The 22,930-nt window shown below is 37.9% G+C and carries 23 protein-coding genes; 4 read left to right on the top strand and 19 right to left on the bottom strand.

What is annotated here, in order from left to right; genetic code table 11:
• The first annotated feature begins 79 nt into the window (after positions 1 to 79).
• Positions 80 to 676 carry a class II aldolase/adducin family protein gene (locus tag PHP06_06835; protein ID MDD3840274.1) on the top strand — a complete coding sequence of 199 codons (597 nt, stop codon included), beginning with the start codon at positions 80 to 82 and terminating at the stop codon, positions 674 to 676.
• A gap of 23 nt (positions 677 to 699) precedes the next feature.
• Here the strand turns inward: PHP06_06835 and PHP06_06830 are convergent, their stop codons facing one another.
• The 13 genes from PHP06_06830 to PHP06_06770 form a co-directional block, all read right to left on the bottom strand.
• On the bottom strand, positions 700 to 876 hold the full coding sequence (locus tag PHP06_06830) for a small, acid-soluble spore protein, alpha/beta type (protein MDD3840273.1): 177 nt from the start codon (positions 874 to 876) through the stop codon (positions 700 to 702).
• Between the two features lie 100 nt (positions 877 to 976).
• Positions 977 to 2,326: a germination protein YpeB gene (ypeB, locus tag PHP06_06825; protein MDD3840272.1), complete on the bottom strand. Its 1,350-nt coding sequence runs from the start codon at positions 2,324 to 2,326 to the stop codon at positions 977 to 979.
• A gap of 14 nt (positions 2,327 to 2,340) precedes the next feature.
• Positions 2,341 to 3,045 (bottom strand): spore cortex-lytic enzyme, encoded by a 705-nt coding sequence (sleB, locus tag PHP06_06820; protein MDD3840271.1) that lies wholly within the window; start codon positions 3,043 to 3,045, stop codon positions 2,341 to 2,343.
• A gap of 186 nt (positions 3,046 to 3,231) precedes the next feature.
• The gene (gene spoIIR, locus PHP06_06815) at positions 3,232 to 3,855 is read right to left on the bottom strand and encodes a stage II sporulation protein R (GenBank protein ID MDD3840270.1); all 624 of its coding nucleotides are present in this window, start codon (positions 3,853 to 3,855) and stop codon (positions 3,232 to 3,234) included.
• Between the two features lie 83 nt (positions 3,856 to 3,938).
• The gene (locus PHP06_06810) at positions 3,939 to 5,087 is read right to left on the bottom strand and encodes a Ger(x)C family spore germination protein (GenBank protein MDD3840269.1); all 1,149 of its coding nucleotides are present in this window, start codon (positions 5,085 to 5,087) and stop codon (positions 3,939 to 3,941) included.
• Complete coding sequence (locus tag PHP06_06805; GenBank protein MDD3840268.1) at positions 5,077 to 6,177, bottom strand: endospore germination permease; 1,101 nt, start codon at positions 6,175 to 6,177, stop codon at positions 5,077 to 5,079. Before PHP06_06805 ends, PHP06_06810 begins: the two co-directional genes overlap by 11 nt.
• The gene (locus tag PHP06_06800) at positions 6,164 to 7,771 is read right to left on the bottom strand and encodes a spore germination protein (GenBank protein MDD3840267.1); all 1,608 of its coding nucleotides are present in this window, start codon (positions 7,769 to 7,771) and stop codon (positions 6,164 to 6,166) included. The genes PHP06_06805 and PHP06_06800 overlap by 14 nt, the downstream gene beginning before the upstream one ends.
• A 10-nt stretch (positions 7,772 to 7,781) precedes the next feature.
• Positions 7,782 to 7,991: a hypothetical protein gene (locus PHP06_06795; GenBank protein MDD3840266.1), complete on the bottom strand. Its 210-nt coding sequence runs from the start codon at positions 7,989 to 7,991 to the stop codon at positions 7,782 to 7,784.
• A gap of 130 nt (positions 7,992 to 8,121) precedes the next feature.
• Positions 8,122 to 8,883: a nucleotidyltransferase family protein gene (locus tag PHP06_06790; protein ID MDD3840265.1), complete on the bottom strand. Its 762-nt coding sequence runs from the start codon at positions 8,881 to 8,883 to the stop codon at positions 8,122 to 8,124.
• Between the two features lie 32 nt (positions 8,884 to 8,915).
• Entirely contained in the window at positions 8,916 to 9,785 is an 870-nt protein-coding gene (gene ispE, locus PHP06_06785; protein MDD3840264.1) for a 4-(cytidine 5'-diphospho)-2-C-methyl-D-erythritol kinase, read from the bottom strand.
• Positions 9,786 to 9,874: 89 nt separating this feature from the next.
• Positions 9,875 to 10,117: a hypothetical protein gene (locus tag PHP06_06780; protein MDD3840263.1), complete on the bottom strand. Its 243-nt coding sequence runs from the start codon at positions 10,115 to 10,117 to the stop codon at positions 9,875 to 9,877.
• Between the two features lie 218 nt (positions 10,118 to 10,335).
• The gene (locus PHP06_06775) at positions 10,336 to 10,467 is read right to left on the bottom strand and encodes a hypothetical protein (protein ID MDD3840262.1); all 132 of its coding nucleotides are present in this window, start codon (positions 10,465 to 10,467) and stop codon (positions 10,336 to 10,338) included.
• Positions 10,468 to 10,855: 388 nt separating this feature from the next.
• Positions 10,856 to 12,424, bottom strand: coding sequence for a DUF3794 domain-containing protein (locus PHP06_06770; GenBank protein ID MDD3840261.1), 1,569 nt, complete (start codon positions 12,422 to 12,424; stop codon positions 10,856 to 10,858).
• Between the two features lie 545 nt (positions 12,425 to 12,969).
• Here PHP06_06770 and PHP06_06765 point away from each other — a divergent pair.
• The gene (locus tag PHP06_06765; protein MDD3840260.1) at positions 12,970 to 14,241 is read left to right on the top strand and encodes a 2-hydroxyacyl-CoA dehydratase family protein; all 1,272 of its coding nucleotides are present in this window, start codon (positions 12,970 to 12,972) and stop codon (positions 14,239 to 14,241) included.
• A complete protein-coding gene (locus PHP06_06760) occupies positions 14,238 to 15,887 on the top strand; it encodes an acyl-CoA dehydratase activase (protein MDD3840259.1) in 1,650 nt (549 codons plus the stop codon). Before PHP06_06765 ends, PHP06_06760 begins: the two co-directional genes overlap by 4 nt.
• Before the next feature lie 88 nt (positions 15,888 to 15,975).
• Here PHP06_06760 and PHP06_06755 read toward each other — a convergent pair whose 3' ends face one another.
• The 6 genes from PHP06_06755 to PHP06_06730 all read right to left on the bottom strand — a co-directional run bounded on the left by PHP06_06755 (position 15,976) and on the right by PHP06_06730 (position 22,421).
• Complete coding sequence (locus PHP06_06755; GenBank protein MDD3840258.1) at positions 15,976 to 16,242, bottom strand: Veg family protein; 267 nt, start codon at positions 16,240 to 16,242, stop codon at positions 15,976 to 15,978.
• Positions 16,243 to 16,546: 304 nt separating this feature from the next.
• Positions 16,547 to 17,431, bottom strand: coding sequence for a sporulation peptidase YabG (yabG, locus tag PHP06_06750; protein MDD3840257.1), 885 nt, complete (start codon positions 17,429 to 17,431; stop codon positions 16,547 to 16,549).
• Between the two features lie 58 nt (positions 17,432 to 17,489).
• Positions 17,490 to 19,001, bottom strand: coding sequence for a murein biosynthesis integral membrane protein MurJ (gene murJ, locus PHP06_06745; protein ID MDD3840256.1), 1,512 nt, complete (start codon positions 18,999 to 19,001; stop codon positions 17,490 to 17,492).
• Positions 19,002 to 20,243 (bottom strand): nucleotide sugar dehydrogenase, encoded by a 1,242-nt coding sequence (locus PHP06_06740; GenBank protein MDD3840255.1) that lies wholly within the window; start codon positions 20,241 to 20,243, stop codon positions 19,002 to 19,004.
• 36 nt (positions 20,244 to 20,279) lie between these two features.
• Positions 20,280 to 20,912: a Gfo/Idh/MocA family oxidoreductase gene (locus PHP06_06735; GenBank protein ID MDD3840254.1), complete on the bottom strand. Its 633-nt coding sequence runs from the start codon at positions 20,910 to 20,912 to the stop codon at positions 20,280 to 20,282.
• A 21-nt stretch (positions 20,913 to 20,933) separates the two neighbouring features.
• Positions 20,934 to 22,421 (bottom strand): Gfo/Idh/MocA family oxidoreductase, encoded by a 1,488-nt coding sequence (locus PHP06_06730; protein ID MDD3840253.1) that lies wholly within the window; start codon positions 22,419 to 22,421, stop codon positions 20,934 to 20,936.
• Positions 22,422 to 22,765: 344 nt separating this feature from the next.
• Between PHP06_06730 and PHP06_06725 the strand changes: the two genes are divergently transcribed.
• Positions 22,766 to 22,930: recombinase family protein (locus PHP06_06725; GenBank protein MDD3840252.1), on the top strand; the 165-nt coding region annotated here is incomplete at its 3' end.

Here is a 22,930-nt window from a genome sequence, read left to right as displayed (position 1 = left end):
TATTTGCTGTTACATACGACACAAAGGGACTGTCCCCTTGTGTTGTATGTCGTAAATAATAAAAAAGGAGATTAGAAAAATGTTTATGGAAAAACAAAGAAAAAAGATAATCCAAGTAGCATTAAAATTTAAAAGCGAAAAACTGGCCCCACTCACTTTCGGAAATTTTAGTTTAAAAGATAAAGAAACAGAATGCGTAGCTATTACACCTAGCAATATGGAATATTCCATACTCCAACCTCAGGATATCATCATCATGAATTTAGACGGGAAAATCATAGATGGATGCAGGAAACCCTCCATAGAAACCCCTATGCATCTTGCCATATACAAAAAAAGGCCGGACGTAGGTGGGATTGTGCACACTCATTCATCCTTCGCTACCGCATGGGCTTCCACAGATAAAGGAGACATGCCTGCAATTATATGTGCATTTTCAGCACTGGTAGGACAAAAAATAAAATGCGCTCCTTATAAACCTATGGGCACTAAAGAGTTGGCAGATGTAGTTTCAACTTATATACAAAATGACAATGCAGTTTTAATGGCAAACCACGGGACAATAGCGGTAGGTCCTGACGTAATTACAGCATATACAAATGCGGTGGTAGTAGAAGAAAATGCAAAAACCTATTTTTATGCATCTCAATTTGGGAATATAAGCCACATCAAATAAATCAGGGTAAAAACCCTGATTTATTAGTACTCTTGATTTTGTATGCTTCTCTCTGCCATTTCTATAGCCTTGGACACTATATTTCCACAGTTTCTTGAACTTACTTCTCCCCAACCTTGATTTTTAACCTGATGATACACACCCAGTTCTTTGGCTATTTCTTCCTTAAGCTGTTCAGACATAATACCTTTTCTGGCCATTATTGAAAGACCTCCTTTTTGCTTTGAACAGCAACTGAACTATCTTTATTTTAACCTGATACCGAAAAAGTATGTTATGTAATCGATGGGATAACGATCATTACATAGTAAGTTTGCCACCTTCAGTAACAATCACTTTCAATATGGATTCTTCTTGTCCGGTAACTGCATCGATGTATACTATAAATGTATCCTCTCCAAAATTACCCATAAATTCATAGCAAAATTTTTCCTTTTTGGCAGGGGTCGGTATGATAGCCAGCCTGGAAGATTTTACATCAAATCTGCCGCTAACATAACCCATCGCCTCTTTTTTTGATATTTTAGGTTCGGGTATATCCCTCTTTCTATGGGACATCAAATAGCCTGCCGCTTCAAATCCAAGTATTTCACCATCTTCTAGCGAAACTTCTACTTTTATCAAATCAGGATAAATTATTACATCATCCTGCACTGCTGCAAAATTCACAAGAAGCATGCCGTCATAATGTTCTGTGTAAGTTACTTCCATTGTGCCAAAACCCTTTTGTTCCATAAATTCTTTGGCTTTTTTGGTACCCTGTTCTAGATCCATCTTTTTCTCTTCTGAAGTATCGGAACTTATCATCCATACTATATGTCCGCCTTTTTTGGACACATCCACATATATAGGCTTTTGCTCCTTGCCAGAGGGTGTCACTTCAAACCCATAGGTCTTTATTAAGCCATTTCCTTCTGCCACTTTTTTAATTTTCTTCACCCTATCCTTGCCAACAAACTCTATCGCCTTATTTTCCGCTTGCTTTTGACTAACTTCTGCCCCGGTAAGTCCTAAGGGTTTGGCTGTCTCTATATGCTCGGAAAAAGGTCCGTCGTAAATCAGTTCAGGATAATCGGCAAGATTTTTATTCATATCCTTAAACCCTTTAGACACTATATCCTCTGATGCCTCTTCCAGTGGTTTGCGAGCTGCCAGCCTTATATCCCCTATATCTACGCCTCCCTTACTTATGCTGCTCTGCATCTTTTTCAAATCATCGTTTAGCTTGGCTGCATTGTTGTGCAGTTGTTCTAATTTTTTCCACTGCTCTTGAGTAAAAGGTCTCTCATAGCTGGTCTCTTTAGCTAGATAATAACAATAATCCCCAACCTGATTTAAAAATCTTGATGCATTGTCTAGCGCCAAATGGGACACAGGCATCTGCCCTAAATTGTTCTGTGCAACAGAAGCTTGTCTCCATACCTCTGAAAGACCCGGTATTATCTGTTGGGGCGATGCAGCCACCATTAGCTTGGATAATTGTGTTTCGATGTTTTGTACGTTGTCACTCATTTCATAAAAAGATTTCTGGTATAAGTTTTCAACATATTGATGGTAATCCTGTTTTTCCTGATATTGCATATAGCCCCATACTCCTGTAGCTACAAGAGCTACGGCCAATATTATCGATACAATCCATTCTCTTCTCAATTAAAAATCACTCCTTATTTAGCAAATCGGTGTTTGCCTATCACCTTGAATACCGGTCGTGACCATATCCATTTGTTGGTAGTCTTTGCAGGATTATAATAGTATAAGGCTCCACCGCTGGGATCCCAACCATTTAGAGCATCCCTTGCCGCCCTTAATGATTCTTGGTCTGGCGGTATATTTATCTGTCCATCCATAACTGCAGTAAACGCACCAGGCTGATATATAACCCCTGGTATGGTATTAGGAAACTTAGCCGACCGCACTCTATTCAATATAACAGCAGCCACCGCTACCTTTCCAATATAGGGCTCTCCTCTAGCTTCCCCGTGAACTGCAGCAGCTAAAAGATATATATCCCCTTGTCTAGTAGTTCCCCTAGAGGAATTATAAGTAGTGCTTGCAGCCCTAGAACCGGCCAATGTAATACCCAGCGCAGCCGCTGTGCTTTTACCTACTACGCCGTCAACAGCTAGACCATTTTTCCTCTGAAACTTTTTTACTGCATTTGAAGTTCCAGTGCCAAAGATGCCATCTACTATTCCGTCATAGTATCCCCACTGTTTCAATTTTACCTGTACTTTAATCACATCATCACCGGTAGTACCCCAATGTAATACCCGGGCACTTGCAGAATTCTGCATATCGGTTTGTATCGTAGTCAAAGTAAGTATTATGATCAACGCAATCGATACGATCAAAATATATCTTTTTATCATCAACCTTTTCCTCCTAAACCATTCTTCAAATTTTTGCATATGTATCCCATATAATACAGCAGCTTGTGGAGCACATAAGGTATAATGCTCTCTCAGATTGCTCAATACAACCTATATAAATTTATTTTTTGTTAAAATACCGAAGTTTATTCAAAAATAAAAGACTTCCTTTAATTTAAGGAAGCCTTAATCATTTTTAAAAAATGAAAACATTTTAGCCAGCCTAGTTCTGGAGCCGTTCCACCATTCAGCCATTTTAAAGTCAACTTCAATTTGATCCTCCATCTCGTCATTTAATACATCCTCTATCTCCTGTACCGATTGTTCTGCCGTCACACCATGAGAAATGTCCACAAAGCACAATGGAGGAAACATCACACACCACCAGTTTTTACCTTTACCCTCTCCTATTACCACCTTTAAAGCCTGATATCTTCCTGCCGGAAATACCAAGTTCCCGTATGTCTTGGCAGGAAATAAAAATTCCCCGAGGCAGGCATTAACACCATAGTCTTTTCCATTCCTTTGTATTTCCTGTTTTGAAATATTCTCTATATTCTTTAAGTTATGCTCTATAAAATCCCTGCTTTGTCCTAAATCGGTACTCTTGCTCAATTGCTTGCCCATATCCTCCAGTATACGATCCCTTATCTTAAGCTTGATAGCCTGGTCCTCGGGAGAATCACTATTTGCTATAACATGAAATCTGATCACCTTGTCGCTGATATCCTCTTCTTTTTTTATACCCTGCACAGCAAACATTGTAACCAGTATTATTAAAACTATTGCAGGAATTATGTATTTTCTCATCTTTTTCACCTTTTGTGTTTTAAATTTATCCTCATCCATAAGTATTTACAATTTTTCATCATTTTAAACATAAAATCTCATTTTTATTTGACCACTCCTACCCTCCTGATGCTAGAATCAGATCTCACATTTATATTTGCATTACAGAAATAATCATCCCAATTCTTTTCTACCACCTTCCACACTTTAGGGTAATATTTGTGCATATAGTCATCTATGCCTAACATATCAATCTTGTATTTGTTTTGATACATATCGATTACATGATTGCAGTTTTTTTCAATCTCTTTATTCACCAAACTTGTCAATTGATCTATTTTGTTCTTGTCCATCAAATGCTGTCCAAAAACATATTCTCTAAGGCGTCCTTCACTCCTGATGCGTATAGTAAAATCCAATTTCCCTTCTTTAATCCCGTTGTATTTTATAGCCTTTCTTGCACTATATATCTGATAGGGAATGATAATATCTCGATATCTGAAATCCACATCCCCTCCTTTGGCACCTTTCTCTAAAATCAAAGAATATTTGTTTTGCTCCTGTCCCAACCATCCTTTTAATTCAAAGTCATCTATAATAGCTGCACCTGCTATCTTAACCTCTGTTTTATTAGGCTTTATTTTGGGAATAAGTACCCTGCCACCTTCCCTCAAAGATTCTATCAACTCATCAAGATAAAGGCTCCTCACATTAGCATTAAACTGACTATTTTCCATTATCCCGGATAAATATACCATCACCAGCTTGTTAAGTTGGTTATCTACCATAAGAGCATCCTTTGCCTTTCCATCTACTACTCCCACAAACATCTTTCTATTTATCTCGTAATCCCTCTGTAAATCGTCCACCAGTTCTTTAAATTTGGACTTATCCTTAAAAACTTCACTGCCGAATATCACTATTTTTGCATGGTCAAAAAACAATCTTCTGTCTATCCTGGTAGCTAAATTATTTCGAGCATCAAATATAGTGTTGCCCTCAGCTGTTACCAAAGTAAAAGACTTTTCGCCTCCCCCGCCTTTCTCAACCAGTTTTTCCACTATAGGCATCCCAAAAGTTATGCTATACCTCCTCAATCGTCCTACATCGCCGGTTTCTCTTTCTTCCTCAGGTATATCTATAGCCATGCTTATGATAAACCCCCTATCATCAATCTCAATCTTATCCCAACAGGCTGTATTTATAAGCATGAGCATAATAATAGCTAAAATTGCAACTCGTTTATACAGCATTTTGTCCTCCCTTTCCCCTTACCAAAGATACCAAAAATAAGAACAATGGTATAAAAACCGAAGCTGTTACACCTAAATATTTAGAAAAGAAACCTGCATAGTCATATACCTCTGCGATGCTGTCCGGCAGCAAGGCGATGGAATATATAAAAGGCACCAACAAAACGATAAAACCCTTTTGTTCAGTGGTTTTAAATATCTTGCTCAAAGTAAGAGAAGATGTGAAGTGCAGGGTTATCAAAGATGTAAACGCTATAAATACCCAAAGCCCCATTATCACACCTTCTATCCTTTCTATAAAAACCCCAGGTATATCTATGGACTTTGCAACCGTCATGAGGGGCCATATATAGCTTTGACTGCCGGACACTCCCAACCTGGCTATTGAAATCACTACAATATATAAATAAAACAAAATTACCATTAATAAAGAATTAAAAACAGTCTTCTCGATGCTCTGTTTGGTATCTATAAAAGGAAATATCAATAAAAGCGTTTCTATGCCTAAAAAAGCAAATGCACTGTCTAAAGAACCTCTTAATATTTGGACAGGCGAAGTTGTAAATACCGGCAGCAAATTTGATAAATCCATATCAGGTATGGAAAAAAGGAACAGGGCACTGATGGCTATAAATATAGGGAAAATAACCTTATCTAGCCTTGCTATAGCTTCCAATCCGCTTCTGCAAATATATACACTCATTATCAGCAGCGCAAACATTGTCACTTCTATAGGAGTCCAAGGAAGTAGATACATCTTGAGTACCTCGCCAAATATCCGTATTATAAAAGAACAAAACAATGCAAAGTATATTGAAATATATATACTCATAACTGTGCCGATAAATTTACCTACAATTTTTTGGCTGTATTCCACAACTGTATCCCCGGGAAACCTTTCGCCCAGCTTTATTATCAAGAAAGAAACTGATAATGCAATCACTCCACCTATTATTACAATCAACCATGCATCGGATTGTGCTCTTTCACTGGCAATTCTGGGAAGGCTCAATACCCCCACCCCAACTATAGTGAGGATAATAAAAGTCCTAGCCTGGCCTGCGCTTATCCTGTCATTATCCTTTATCATCGTTTTTATCACCACTTTTTTGTTTGTCCGGTCCCTGGCCTATACGCACCTTATCATCACCGGCAGTAAATCCTGGCCTTTCCTTCATAGCAGGAATAGGTACTCTGATCACTGAATCCTTCAACAGATTTGCATTATTCATGGTAAACGGTGTAAGATACGGGACTCCAAAACTTTTTAATGTGACCATGTGTATCAACACAGCCAGCAGCCCCAGCATAATTCCGTATAATCCCAAGAAAGCCGCGAGAAATATCAAGACAAATCTTAAAACTCTAAATCCTATAGCTACGCTGTAGTTGGGTATTGCAAATGAAGAAATAGCTGAAAATGCAACGATGATGACCATTATCGAGCTTACAATGCCTGCCTCTACCGCAGCCTGACCTATTATTATTCCCCCCACTATGCCTATTGTCTGCCCTATAGGCCCGGGCAACCTCACCCCTGCCTCCCTCAACATCTCTAGAGTAATCTCCATTATAAAAGCTTCTATAATAGCAGGAAAAGGCACACCCTCTCTGTTACCCGCTATAGAAAGTGCAAGTTTAGTGGGTATTATACCGGGATGATAGGAAGTAATAGCAACATAAAGGGCGGAAATTATAAGAGAAAACAAACCTGCTACAAACCTCATCATCCTAATAAAACTGCCTATAATCCATCTTTCATAATAATCCTCAGGAGATTGAAAAAAACTATTCAGCGTAGCAGGCACTATAAGTGCAAAGGGAGTATTGTCAATCAGTATCGCCACCCTTCCTTCCAACACTGCAGCCGCAACACTATCAGGCCTTTCCGTGTTCTGTATCTGGGGAAAGGGCGATAGCCAATTATCCTCTATAAATTGCTCTATATATCCGCTTTCCAGCACACCATCAATGCTTATGTCGGATAGCCTGTTCTCCACCTCATTCAACACCTGCTTGTCTACTATATCATCTATATATAGTATAGCTATATCAGTCTTGCTGCGTTGTCCTATACTCATGCTTTTAACTTTAAAATTCGTATCCCTTATCCTTCTTCTGACCAACACAGTATTCACCCTTATGGTCTCGGTAAATCCGTCCCGGGAACCCCTTATTACCGCTTCTGTTTCCGGCTGGCTTACCCCTCGGGTAGGCCAGCCTTTAGATGCTATAATAAATGCCTTATCATAACCATCCAATAATAAAACAGTATCCCCGCTCAATACAGCATCTACTGTCTTTTGCATATCATGGGTTTCCTCTATATCAGAAACGGTCATGGATTTTTTCTCCAACAATTCATATATATTCAGCCTTACATCCTTAAGATTTATAGGACTTATTCTGATTTCCAGCATTAAAGGTTTTATTATCTGCTCATTAAGCAATTCTTTATCTATCATGCCGTCAATAAAGATCACTGCTGCATTTATAGGCCTTTCATTGCCCACCTCAAACTCCCTATATATCACGTCACTACAATCTTTAAACATATCTTTTATCTGGTAGATATTCTGTTCTAATGACCTGTTTACCGGATCAACCACTTTATTCTGTTGTTTAGACTTACTTTTGTTCTTGTTGGATTTTCTCTTTAACGACAATATCCTATATATTCCCATGCCTTTCACCTTAGAAATAAAATATTTGGTTGAATATAAATATAGCAATCCCCAGTACTATGTAAACAAAGCCCATCCTTTTTGAAATATTATATTCACGCATTTTCTCCATGTTGGCAAACTCTCTCGCATCTATAAAAATAGAGAATAACCCTATAACGATGAAAACTATAATCATCGGAGCATCAAATAAATCTATAATCTTATTCAACCATTCCATGTGTATCCTCTCAATTGTGCTTAAATTATCATGATATATCGATTTCATAAACTGCGTCTGTATTAATTTGTGCCAATACATTATTTGTTATTCACATAAAAAAAAGAATGTGAAATTCACATTCTCTTTTTTACGCTGTAACATTTACATCTTTTATATATTGCATAGCCATCTCCACATCTGATGGCTTATCCACATCATTGCCTATTTCAGGATAATCAGAGATGATAGCCACAGCCTTTATCCCCATTATTTCAGAAAATCTCTCTTCCAGCTTGGGAAGGGAAAGGGTTCCAATAATTAGCTGTATCAAAAACTGAACACCTATTATCTGGGTGGCCTTCCAAGGTTTCTTTCTGAAAGCTATAAGCTTTTTAGCTATATCCTCGCATTTTTCTAACACTCTAGGTTCTATCATTATAAAGTTTCCGCCTGTAAATGTACCTTCTTTCAATTTTACATATGTCCTTCTAACTCCAGGATATTTTTGATCATTCAATCGCTTATCAACTATAGGATAGCAAAAATCCCCTCCGCTTTCATAAGCTCTTTTAACAAAATCATCTATCGCTTCAGCGGTAACCATAGGAATATCCGATGTTATTATCAAAATCCTCTTGTTATCCTCAAACTGCTCCACCCCTGCTTTAGCATTCTCTATAATGCTCCCCCGGTCATCAACTATGCAATCTACCTTGCTATCGATATAATTGGAAAGCTGCTCTCTGGGTCCTACTACCACTATTTTATCAATCATTTCAGATTCTACAAGTGCATCAATAACATATTCAATCATGATCTTACCGTGTATGTTTAAAAACGATTTATAGATTTCCTTATCACCAATCACAAGTTTTTTACCGTCACCAGCAAGCACTACTGCATTAATCATCTCATGACCACCTATCCTTTCTATAACCGGGTTCAATTATTTGAAGGAGAATTATAGGTATGTGTAAAAAATACATCTTGATACTTTTCCTTGAGTGCATTATATGCACTGTTGGCTCTGCTCCATGAAGAAAAAATACCATATACTGTAGGGCCACTTCCAGTCATAACTGTACCCTCACAGCCATACTTAAAAATATCCTCTTTTACATCATTCAATGCAGGATATAGGTTAACAGTAACCGTCTCAAGGACATTGAAAAGCTTAAGCCCTATACTCTTTATATTACAACTCTTTAGACATTTTATCATACCGTCAGTATCCGGTCTTCGGTAGACATTATTTAAATCCAAATTCCCATAAACCTGAGCTGTAGATATACCAAAACTGGGCTTTACCATTACTATCCATACCTTACAAGGGAACTCAATAGTTGTCAATATATCACCTATGCCCCTTGCCAGCGCAGTCCCTCCCAATATACAAAAGGGCACATCTGCACCTATTTCAGCACCTATACGCATCATCTCGTCCATATCCATATTCAGATTCCATAGGCGATTAAGCCCTTTGATCACTGCTGCTGCATCAGTGCTCCCTCCAGCCATTCCTGCACAAACCGGAATGTTTTTCTGAATAAATATATTGATACCTTTTTTTATACCCTTTTTTCGCTGTATCAAAGCAGCAGCTTTATATGTCAGATTATTTTCATCTAAGGGAATAATATCAGTATCCGCTTGAATACTTATTCCCCTCTCCGCCTCAGTCAATATTATTTTATCATGAAGTTCTATAGATTGCATAATCATGGACAGGTCATGATACCCATCAGGCCTTTTTCTTAACACATCAAGTGTAAGGTTTACCTTAGCCCTAGCCTTTAATTCAATCTCTGACAACCAATCACCTACCTGATATATAATTAAAAATATAATAATTCATTCTTAATTATATATCAAAAACAAGCATTGTTCCACAAAAAAAACCTTCATAAATTGAAGGTTTTTTCACCGGTAGATCCTCCTATAATACTTTTGAATTTTAAATAAATATCTATCAAATCTCTTGCAATATTTATCTCTTCTTGTTGATAACCCCTATCAATAAGATACGAGCTATCCGGCTCCGATTGGTCTTGATAACAACTATAAATATAACTCAATATTTCGCTATCATCTATATGTCTTTGAATAGACTGAATGTTCTTGGCTATATGCATTTGATAATCCATGAAACACCAACCTCTCAATTTTCGATACTATATATTATGCGAATATTCCATTTGTTTATTCCTCTATTTTCCTAATCTTAAATCAAAGATTCCTAACCGCCGTTCATCTATATTTAGTATATGTCTCTAATATTCTACATTCTTAATATAAATCCTTTTATCATTTTTGTATATTTATAAAAATTTGCAATTTTATGATACTGGATTTTTAAAAGATATCAATTTTTATCAAAAATCCGTATTATCTTTTGAATATCTCGTTTTTCTCGGTTTTGATAGGAAAAATCTAATAATTCTTTGATGATCACATATACTGCTGGTATCAATAAAAATAAGCAAAAAACTTTCATGCTTGTACATCCTCTCCATTAGTACTTACCACGACACCATAGCCCAAAACATGGCGTTTTGATATATTGTATCCATATTCCAGGTAAATATTCTCAATATAGGCAAAGGGCTGCCTGTGATATAAAATACCAGCTAGCAGCCATAATATCATAGCAACAGTTTACTATTATATCTTTTTAAGATTTCTACATCAATATCCGTATACCTTCCTGTATAGTCATCCTTTCGTTTTACAGCTTTTTTAGTCAATTTATTTTTGTTTGCCTAATATTTTTACATTAAATAGTCCTTTTCTGCCTGTTTTAATTTTTATCAACATCAGTATTTTTACATGGTTTTATTTACTTCTACAGCATCCTTTACATATATCATATTCTGTCTCAAATTTTATGAAACTTTATACTTCTCTCCCCTATATATTATTATCTTCATGCCTGCCTCTATGTTTTCCGACTCCTCTATCTCGTTTGTCTCAATTATCTCATCTATAGTGGTCTTGTACTTTTTTGCAATTTCCCATAGTGTATCACCAGGCTGTACAAAGTAAATAGTGATAGCCGACCGTTCTTCTTGATCTACCCTATCCTCACCTTTCTCTACCGATACTATCACCCATTTTTCTGATCTTTCGTATGCCATCACATCTACAAAAAACTGATAATTTATCTCAACTTGAGTTTTGCTGAAAGGCTGGTATTCTACATTTACATATCCAAATTGTATTTCTGCATCCATATCAGCATAAATATCCTCTACCTCTATTACATGCCTAAAAGGAACTTCTGTTTTTAAGCTTTCCAATGTCTCCCCTGAACTATCCTTAGAATAAAGCACTCCTGCATTTATTATTCCTTCTACCACTACCTCCCCTTCTTCTATGCTATAATCAGTCAGAACAGCCTTTGCATTTATATCATATAAATTTGAAGCTGCAACATCCACCAGTTGTTTAACATGTGCTACATCAGAACAGCTGGCTGCTAATTGTCTAGAACTTATCTTTTTAGTATCAATATCCATAGTTATAGAGGGACTATATATGTCACACAATATATCAACTGTCTGCTCTTCTAACACCCGGGCAAAAACAGTCAAAATTATCTCAGCGTCTAAAATGGTAGTTTCACCTAAAGGGTTCTCTCTAACTTCTAAATATACATCATCCACCATCACATCCACTGTACTCCTCATATAAGGAAGTGCATCTTCTATCTCCACCAAATGGGAAAAAGATATCTCATGCTCCACCGTTTCCAGTGAAGACTGTTCATTATCAGCCAAATATAGTGTCTTGAGAGCTATTGAGCCTCTCACTATCACCTTGCCTTCGGATATACTGGCCTCTTTTTCTTTTATCCTTACATCCTTTTTAAGGATGACCTTGACAGGTGGATTTGTATCAGGAATCTCCAGATCCTCCTTCACCATGGTCTGTGAACTATCCTCCCCAATGACACTTGCAACAGCAATGCTATCATCTAGTTTTTGCACATCCTCCAATCCTTCTACATCCTTTATAAACTCGACTTGCTGTGTGTCCACTATCTGCCCTTTAATATTCACTACTGCCTTTGCATTTATCTTCCTTCCGCCCTCAATAAAGTAATCCAGATGTTCTACATCAAAACTGATATCCACCCTCATCTTGGGTTTTATACCGCCCTGCTCTATTACATGAGAAAAATCGCATTCCCCTTTTGTACTCCTTATAGAATTTTCTTCATCTGCAGCCATATAAAGCACATCAAAATTCACCGTACCATCTATCATGACTTTGTCCTGCAGCACTTCCTTTCCAGTTGCCTTTACATCAGCTTGTATAGATAACACCTTCTGTATTTCAGGGTCGATTTCAGAGATGACTATATCACCTTCAATCAGAGTTTGAGATATATCCTCTGCAACTATCTGATCGACTGTCATCATATCCCTTACTAATTCAATGGACGACATCATTTTTACCTCCCCATTTATATTTTTTAAATTCAAAACATTGTCTATACCTTTATATAAGTTGTGTTAGTAGTTGTTATGCTGGATAAGTTCAATTGTTTTTTAAATTGATTACACATAAAAACTCCCTAATATAATAATATAAGTATACTGACTAAAATATGTTAATGTTTATAAAAAAACAAAAAAACTTATTCACATTTATCCACAGGTCTCTAGATGCATTGTGGATAGTCCCAAAGCACTATGAATAGGGCTTCTCAGGATTTATGTTAATTTCGCCTGTGCATAACTTGTGGATAAGTTGGTCTAGTTTTGTGCATTTCCTGTTGATTGTTTGTGGTTTGGTGGGGATAACTGAAGATTTATAAACTTATTAGTTTAACTTTTGTTATACAAGCTGATACTGAAAGTCACAGAATAATTGACTCAATTGACTAATGATAGTAAAATTAATACAATTTATAAGAGCTGTATTACCAATTATTACACTAAATTTTTCAACAATATAAAATCGAGCATATCCATCAAAACAGGAGGCTTTATGGATGAATAAAATCATTAAAATATTCGGGCAGATTGTAGCCGCCAATATACACTACCATCCCCAAAGGGTTCTTTCTTTGCTAAATGCCGCTTATGCTGTCAGCCAGTTGGTGGTTAAATATTTTCCGGATCAAAAACTATTGCCTCATCAAAAATACGCCGCAGCAATCTGTAACAACGTGATACGCCAGCCCCTAAAGGATGCGCAGGATACAGCAGTTGTGAATATATTCCTTCCATGCGAGCTGCTGCATGCCATGGACATCGCACCTCAATTTGTAGAGGGATTGGCCGGATATCTGAACGGGGCAGGTGCGGAAAAAGCATTTATTGATTTCGCTGAGCATTCAGGTATCCCCAAAACTTATTGTTCTTATCATAAAACCCTATTAGGTGCAGCCTTGTCAGGTGTGCTACCTAAACCCAGTTTTGTGGTGAACACCACTTTGGCCTGCGATGCCAACAACCTTACATTTCGCACACTTGCAGATTACTGGAAGATACCCCGCTTTACAATTGATGTGCCAAACGAATATAACGACGATACAGTGGAATACGTTGCCCATCAGTTTAGGGCAATGGTTGCATTTATTGAAGATGTTGCGGACAAAAAGTTAGACATGGAGAGACTAAAGACAGCTATACGCAGTGAAAACCGCTCGCTGAGCATGTATCGTGCTTACTTTAAAGAGCTTTCATCAAAATTCATGCCAAATAACTTGACATCTGAAATGTATAAACTTTTTTTTACCCACATATTGTTGGGAACTCAGCAAGCCGAGCATTATTTCAAACTACTGTTATATGATGTGCAAAACGCTGCCCCTTCAAAGGATGAAATCCGCATCCTATGGGCACATACACTTCCTTATTGGCAGCCTTCTATTGCTAAGGTTTTTAATTTCAGCAGCAAATATCAGCTGTTGAGTTGTGACCTAAATTTTGATTATCTAATAGACATGGATGAGGATCACCCCTATCAGTCTATGGCCCAGAAATTATTGCTGAACACCATGGGGGGTTGCACAGAAAGACGTGCCCAAAAATTGCTGGATATGGCTATATCCCTCCATGCAGATGGAGCGATATATTTCAACCATTGGGGATGTAAAAAAACCCTAGGAGGCGCCGTTCTCACAAAAGAAATGCTGGAGGAACAAGATATTCCGGTACTGATGCTGGACGGGGATGGCTGTGACAGGAATAATGTCAATGATGGACAAATGCTTACCCGTCTACAAGCTTTTCTGGAGATTCTGGAGGGATCAAAATGACTTATTATATTTGCAAATATACGCCTGTTGAAATTTTAGATGGATTCGGTGAAAAATATAGGCTATACAATCCTGTAGCACAGGATTGTGCCAGGGCAGACCAGCTCATCCATAGAAATGTATGCAGCTTTTCAAGGGCATTGATTGAAACCTGTGTAAAAAACAACTCTAATCCGATTGTTTTGACCAGCTGTTGTGATTCTATTCAAAGAACATATGATGTATTGCAGGCTGAAGGGCACAAAGTCTTTATGCTCTATCTTCCCCATAATAGCCAGCATTGCAGTAAGTTGGTCTATAAAGAACAAATATTAAAATTTATCCGGGATTATGCCGCTTATTCAGGCAAAAAATTCAGCTGTGCAAAATTCCGGGCTGCTTTCAAACAAAACTCCCAATCAGTTGTTGGGGGTTATATTGGAGTGATGGGTGCAAGGATGGGCGAAAAAATGTTAGAATTCATAAAAAATACATCACCCCTTGCTATCCGAAACAACACCTGCACCGGCGTTCGAAACCTTGGCAATCCACCCCTTACCGATGACCTAGAAGAACTGATGGACTGGTACACAGATCAGCTTTTATCCCAGACTGCTTGTATGCGAATGACCGATATTTCTTCCCGCAGGGCATTGGTGGATGATCCAAATTTAAAAGGAATAATTTATAACACTGTAAGCTTCTGTGATTTTTATGGTTTTGAGTATGCTCATATTAAAAGAAGTTTAGATGTACCTGTTCTAAAAATCGAAACTGATTATACCCCACAGGTAGCAGCACAGTTAAAAACTCGGCTAGAGGCTTTTTTTGAAAATTTAAAAGTAGGCAAAAATAAAAGACAGTTCAGATATATAACCCCCAAGCACTTTCAACAGATATATACTGCCGGGATTGACAGTGGCTCTACCTCTACCAATGCGGTGATACTGGACAGCCAGCAACGTATTGTTTCTTTTTCGGTGCTGCCCACAGGTGCCCACGTGCTGCAAAGTGCGGAAAAAGCCTTTGATTCTGCCCTAAATAAGGCAGGGCTTTCCCAAAACCAAATATCCCGCATTGTTACTACCGGATATGGACGAACTAATATCGATTTTTGTGAAAAAGATGTGACCGAAATCACCTGTCATGCAATAGGTGCACATTTCCTAAATAACGCTGTTCGTACTGTTATCGATATTGGTGGACAAGACAGCAAGGTTATACACCTTGACGAGGATGGCAAGGTGCTCAGCTTTGTGATGAACGATAAATGTGCTGCAGGCACGGGACGTTTTTTAGAAATGATGGCTCAGTCTTTAGGATTGACTATCCAACAGATGAGTACATATGGGTTGAAATGGGAGGAGCAGATTACCATTTCCAGCATGTGTTCAGTCTTTGCCCAGTCAGAGGTGGTATCGCTTATAGCTGCTGATAAAAAACTGGAGGATATCGTCCACGGAATCAATCAATCTGTGGCCTCCAAAGTGATGGCATTAGGCGGACGTACCGGGATGAAGCCGGAATACATGATAACAGGCGGTGTAGCTAAAAACATAGGCGTAGTCCGTGCAGTAGAGCAACGGCTGGGTAGCAAAGTTATTGTACCTGAACAACCTGAAATTTGCGGGGCTTTAGGTGCAGCCATAATAGCATCAAAAGATTAAAAAACAGCATAACAACACAAGGGGACAGTCCCTCTGTGCAGTGATTATCAACTGCACAGAGGGACTGTCCCCTTGTGTTGTTAAATCTTTAGCTACATTCTATTTTAATATTATCTCTACAAAGGACAAGTTCTACCGTTTGAGTTAAAACATCTGAATAACTATATGATAACCTTCTAGCTGAGCTCTTTTCATCATCTATTTTTACGGTAAAAACGCTAGGATATGTTTCTTCTATTATACCCTCTTTGACAAAACTCTTTCTTCTTCCCTTGTTAGCCTTCAATCGGACTCTTTCTCCGATATGGTTATCAAGGTCTTTCTTGATATTCAACAAAGTATCTACACCTGCCATAATATCACCCTCTTAAAAATTATATATAGAACCCCGACACACATTTTGCTGTCAATTGACTAAAAATTTATATAATTTAGAAATAAAAGTGTGTTTGCATTTCTCTGTATTTATATTTTTACTGATAATGCTATAAAGGTCGGAGTTGTATCTTCTAAATGAAATAAAATGAATCGTTAACTGGATTTATTATAGTAAGCAAAAATCATGCCAAATTGATTATATCATATTAAAGCTCTGGAGTAAAGAGCAAAAATTGCATTTTGCTATATATCGTTAACTAGTTTATCCGTTTTGTCCAAAATTATTCATAAGAAGATGATGGCAGCCCTTGTCTCAATTTTCCTCTTGTTTCCAGACCTCCTATGCCTTTCTTTCCGGTAATCGTATGATTGATTATTTGAGCAGGTGATATAACTTTATCTATATTTATACATGCGATCTTTTCACCTACAAGAACAGGGTCAAGGGCGTGAATCAGCACTCTTTCAGGTGAACTGGCGTAATTAGCTCCAGCTTCAATCAACGCTTCATAATTAGACTGACAGGCACCTGCAAATATTACAAGGTCATCCAATGAAGCATTGAATTCTCTCGCTTTTTTTACCGATTCAACAAAATATTTAGAATTCCTGTAGTTGTTTATATCTTTGTAGTCCTCAACGTCTTTTGCCATACTATCATGACCTGTCAGCACAAGTATGTCAGGTAGATGTTTTTTTAATAAATCCTGCATAATTTCCGGCTGTTTGTTTTCCTTCACATGCATCCCTTGTACTTTAATATTTAATTTTTTATATGATTCCAGTGACATATTCAAATAATCCGGGTCGCCGTCCAAGTGTAGCACGCTTCCCGGTTTTTTAAAAAAACCCTCACTTCTCGTTTTTTTTAATGCGGTATCAATAAATCCCCGGCTAGTATTATTGTCTTTTTTCATCCCTCGCATTATCCTATTTTCCAATTTTTTCATTTGATTTCTAGAATTGCTCTGGTACTTCTTTAAATATTCCTTCTTGGTCTTTTCAACATCTGATACAGGAGCATCTGCAATCAATCTATAATCCAACCCTTTTAATATCAAAATATCTTCTTTATTGCGTTGTCTTATTATCTCACTTACCTTAAAAAGAACGTCTCCTTTATATGACTTACGCATCACTATATCGCCTATTTTTATCTTATCCATATAAAAACCCCCTCAATCTATACTATGTAATATCACTTTGAGGGGTGAGAATATTTTGTTACCGCTTATTTTTTAAAAAATTAAATTGTTGAAACTTTGTCAATACCAGTATAGACAGATAAGATGCTATACATACCAAAAGACTAACTATAAAACGCAAATAAAAATTCACTGGTGGTATATAATATCTAAACAAACAGGCTGTAATACACATCACAACAAGGGCTAGCAAAATTTTACATGTTTCGATCAATATATAACCTACATTCAAATAGGAAAGTTTCCCCTTTAAAAAGTACATGAGCAAAACCATATTTATAAATACTGATATAGAGGTTGCCAGACCTAACCCTGCCACCCCCATATATTTCACCAAAATTATGTTCAAAACTATATTTACCCCCACACTTGAAGCTCCACATATTACAGGCAGCTTTGTATATTTTAACGAATAAAAAGCCCTGTTTAATATCTCCCTAGCCCCGTATACTGCCACCGAAGGAGCATAATATCGAAAAGCCACCGCAGTTAAAAATGTGGCATCAGCATCAAAAGCCCCTCTTTCAAACACTAATTGCACAATATCCTTTCCCATCATCATCATGATAGCTGCAACAGGCACCATAACAACAAACATCAATATTATGCCGTTTTCAATCATGCTGCTCAACGATCGGTGTTCTCCCTTTGCAGACATTTCAGAGAAAGAAGGATATAGCACAGTGGATATGCTCATTATAAAAATACCTGTGGCAAACCCTATCAGGATCTCAGAATAATTTATAGCTGAAACACTTCCACCCTCCAAGGAGGATGCCAACACTTGATCTATCATTGTATTTATCTGATGAATGCTGTTGCCGATTATAATAGGAAACATTATAAGGATAAGTTTGTGCAAAGATTTATCATATATATGGAAGATAAATCTATGCTTGAAGACCTTGTTCAGGGAAGGCAGCTGTATTATAACCTGCACCAAAGAAGCCACCAAAGAAGCCCAGGCCAGAGCATATATCCCTATGCTTTTGGAGAATAAAATTATACATATTATTATAATTACATTGAGTGGAATCCCTACACAGGCCGGTGCAATAAATCGTTTTCTGGCTTGTAATACTGCAGTGGCTATGCTGGATAATATATTGAATATGAGCACAGGAAACATAATCCTAGCAAGTTTTATACTGACCCCCAAAGTGATATCATTGAATCCCGGGGCAAAAAACCTTAAAATATAAGGAGCCAGCACTATGCTGGCCACTGTAAGCATGGTGAATAAAACAAAAAATATATTTGCCACATTGCTAGCAAACCTATTGGCATGATCACTGCCTTTTTTAGTCATGTGTTCTGTGTAAACCGGTATCAATATGGTGGACAAGCCTGTCCCTATTATCCCAACCAAAAATAATGAACAGGTTTGAGCAGCAAAATATGCATCGGTGTGCCATCCGCTGCCGTAATAGGCAGCTATCACAGTCTCCCTTATAAATCCAAGCACCTTGGATAAAAAAGTTATGAGCATTATCATCACTGCTGTGCCAGCAGTCTTCTTCAAATAGTCCATTTATCGCCCATCGCCTAGCAGATAATATGTGAACCCTTTATCCCTCAAGAGACTGCCGTTGAAAAAATTCTTGGTGTCCATAATATTTGGATAGGACATAACCTTTCTCAACCTATCAAAATCCAATTCTCTAAACGTCCTATGGCCGGTGACAAGCACAATCAACCGGCTATCACATGTCGCAGCATATACATCCTTATCATATCCCGCAACATGGGGATCCACTATCTCTACAGAATACCGTTCATCCCCCGACAAATATAAGGCCAGCCTGATTCCGGGACTATGTCTTGTATCTGCAACATCCTCCTTATATGCGCATCCTAGCAGTACAACTTTACCTTCCGGTATGATGCACCGTATTTTTTTATATATATAGAAAGGCATACCATCATTGGTATCTCGAGAAGCCCTTATTATATCCGCCTGTTCAGGTGCCGCCTGCACTATAAACCAAGGATCTACCGGGATACAATGTCCTCCTACCCCAGGTCCCGGAAAATGCATGTTCACCCTAGGGTGTTTGTTGGCATACTCTATTACTTCCCAAATATTAATACCTATCTTATCAGCTATGATAGCAAGTTCATTGGTCAATGCTATGTTTACATCCCTAAAAGTATTCTCTACCAATTTACTAAACTCCGCTGTAATGTCATCTGTTATAAATATTTTGCCTTTAACAAATACACGATATAACTCCATGGCCTTTTCAGCTGATTCAACATCTATGCCCCCTATCAGCCTATCGTTGTTTATCAGTTCCACTATTATATTGCTCGGAAGAACCCTTTCAGGGCAATAGGCTACATAAAAATCTCTGCCTGCTTTAAATCCACTTTGTTCTAGGGCAGGCACGATTACGTTACGCGTACACCCGGGAGGAATGGTAGATTCTATTATCACGGTATTGTTCTTTTTTAACACACGGCTGATCTTATGAGCAGCATCCAAAACTGCTGTTAAATCAGCCTGTTTAGCTGAATTGATAGGCGTAGGAACAGCAACAATAAAATAATCGCTCTCTTTTACTTCATCGCTTATCTTTAAATTATCATCCCACATACATTTCTCGATTATATCCTTGAGAGAAGGTTCTTGTGTCTCTATCTGTTTATCTTTTATCTGTTGGCGCACATCTTCCGATTTATCTACTCCGGTAACATCATATCCACAATATGCAAACATAACAGCTGTAGGTAAGCCTATGTGACCCAATCCTATTACACATATCTTTTCCATTTGATTTCCCCCGATATAAGCGTTCAATCGCATATTCTAATCTTTGGCACCGGTAACATATTTCCTGATATCAAAAGTAGTATCCATGCTGCTGAATATCTCTTGCTGTGTGATGGGAATGTCTTTCTTACCCTTTAAATATTCGATATATGATGAATATAGATCTAAAAATCCTTTATCAATATTGAATGTTTTTATCTTCTTTGTCTTTTTCCCATAAATTGATGTATTTTTAAAGTTATCACTATTTATTGCTATACCATTAGAAAAAATCTGTATCCTCTCTTTAGGGTATGAACTATTACCCATAGTAGTATATTGTACGCTTGCAACTGAACCGTCCCGATAACTCATCAAAACAGCTATATTATTCTCGTCCTGTATATCTTTACGATTTGCAGCTATCTTTTGTGCAAATATCTGTACAGGTTGATGTCCTATGATAAACTGAATCAAATCTACGAAATGGCATATTTCTCCTACTATTCTGCCGCCGCTCAATTCAGTATCATTAAGCCATCCGTCCTTTGATATCTCTTTGGAATTTATCTGATAATTTATCATATATGGGCATACATTATCTTTAAAATATTCCTTAATCTTTTGAATGTGTGAAGAAAATCTACGGTTAAATCCCGTCATTATTGAAACCCTGGGATACCGTTTCAATAGATCTCTCAGATCCTCCAACTACCATCTGTGTATACACAAAGGCTTTTCAACATATACGTGTTTACCGTTGATAACTGCATTTTTTACCATCTGGTAATGCAAATTGTGGGGACAAGTTATTATACAAAGGTCTATACTTTTATCCTCTATTATCTTCATATAATCAGTTGTAGCATACTCAAAACCATATTTATCGGCCATGCTCTTTGCAGTCAATCCGCCTGCTGATGCCACTCCTATCCATCTTATTCCGTCTATTTTTTTAAAGTTAGGCATCAATATGGATTGAGTAAAATTTCCGGCCCCTATAAGTCCTATTCCAATATATTCTGTATTTCTATCGAAGTTCACCTTTGTGTCCATTATTATACAATCTTCTTTTCCTGCTTGTTCACATTGATACTTTAACAATATGCCTATATGGACCTCATTTAACAACTGGTATGCCTGCCGTGCATCCTCAAAATCCAAAACATGGGTAGTAATGGATTTAAGGTCTAAATCCCCTTGCTGTACAAGCCTTACAAACTCCTGCATATTTCTGCCTTCTGTCCATCTAACATAGCCTATGGGATAATCTATGCCTTTGTGCTCATATGAATAATCATATCTGCCCGGTCCGTATGATCGGGAAAACACAAAATTCAGCTCTTTCTTATAATAGGGATCCCTGGGCAAATTCATGGATGTAACGCCTACCATAACTATCGTGGCCCTATCCCTGGCTATTTGTGCAGCCAGTTCAACCGGCCCGTTATCCTGGGCAGAGGCTGTTATTATTATCTTGTCAACCCCCAATCCTTGCGTAAAGCCCATTATACCCTTAATCGAATCCCCTTTGCCTAAAACAATCCCTTTGTCTATTCCACCTTTAACGGCTACATCCACCTTATAGGGATCTATATCTATACCTACCACCCTACAACCTGCTGCTTTCAGCACCTGGCCTGTTATCTGTCCAACTAGCCCCAACCCTATGACAGCCACCGTTTCACCTAACTGTACCTCCGCCTGCCTAACAGAATGTATCCCGATTGCTCCCAGTGCAACATACGCCATCTGCTCAATCTTTTGCTGGTCTTGCACCTTAACAAATAAATTCTGGGGTACAAAGTTTATCTGGGCATGATTCGCATAGCCCACCCCGGCGCATGCTACATAGTCCCCTACCTCTACATCAGATACACCCGTCCCCACACCTATCACCCTGCCGGCACAGCTGTACCCCATAGTAACAGGTGCATCCATCCTGTTCATCACATTTTTATAGGTGCTTACAATCCCTTCATTTTTTACTTTATCCATTACCTGCTTGGCAATATCCGGCCTCTGAACCGCTTTCCCCAAATAATTTTTCTTTCCCAGCTCCACCATCATCTTTTCAGTGCCAGGACTTATGGCTGAATACATGGTCTGAACTAGGATACCCCCCTCCCTTATAACAGGTGCAGGCACATCCTCCATCACTATTTCTCCATCCTTAAAATACTGAACTAACTGCTTCATACCTCACCTCCTAGACAAAGTTCACGTTAAACTACCTGACAGGAACTTGTGCATACTCATAGTTTCAGCAGTACCGGGTACATATAATACCCTCTACAAAGTTTTAGTTTATCCTCCTCACAGGAACATATATATAGAAGGTTAGTGAGTTGCTTATGAATATTCGGCTAAAATAACTTGACGAATGGAATGCAGAAAACACCAGTTTAGCTTTCCCTGTTTGAGCGCCAGCGAGTTCGAGGAAAGCTTGGTATTTTCGGAATGTAGTGAGTCATAGTTATCTCCGAATATTCATTGCATGAACGGTCCTTCTATATATATGTTCCGTACGTGTTTGCTATTATATACGACACAGAAGGACCGTCCCCTTGTGTCATAATTCTAAGGAGAAAAATGTAGCTGTTTATTTTGAAAAGGAGAATATCAATACACTGGATGCCAAGGGAGAAATCATGATAACCATTATGGCTTCCTTGGCACAACAGGAAAGTCAATCCTTAAGTCAGAAT

The sequence above is a fragment of the Clostridia bacterium genome (assembly GCA_028698525.1).
Lineage (GTDB): Bacteria > Bacillota > Clostridia > JAQVDB01 > JAQVDB01 > JAQVDB01.
Note: the sequence above shows the minus strand (reverse complement) of the source record. Positions and strands in the feature narration are given on the sequence as shown.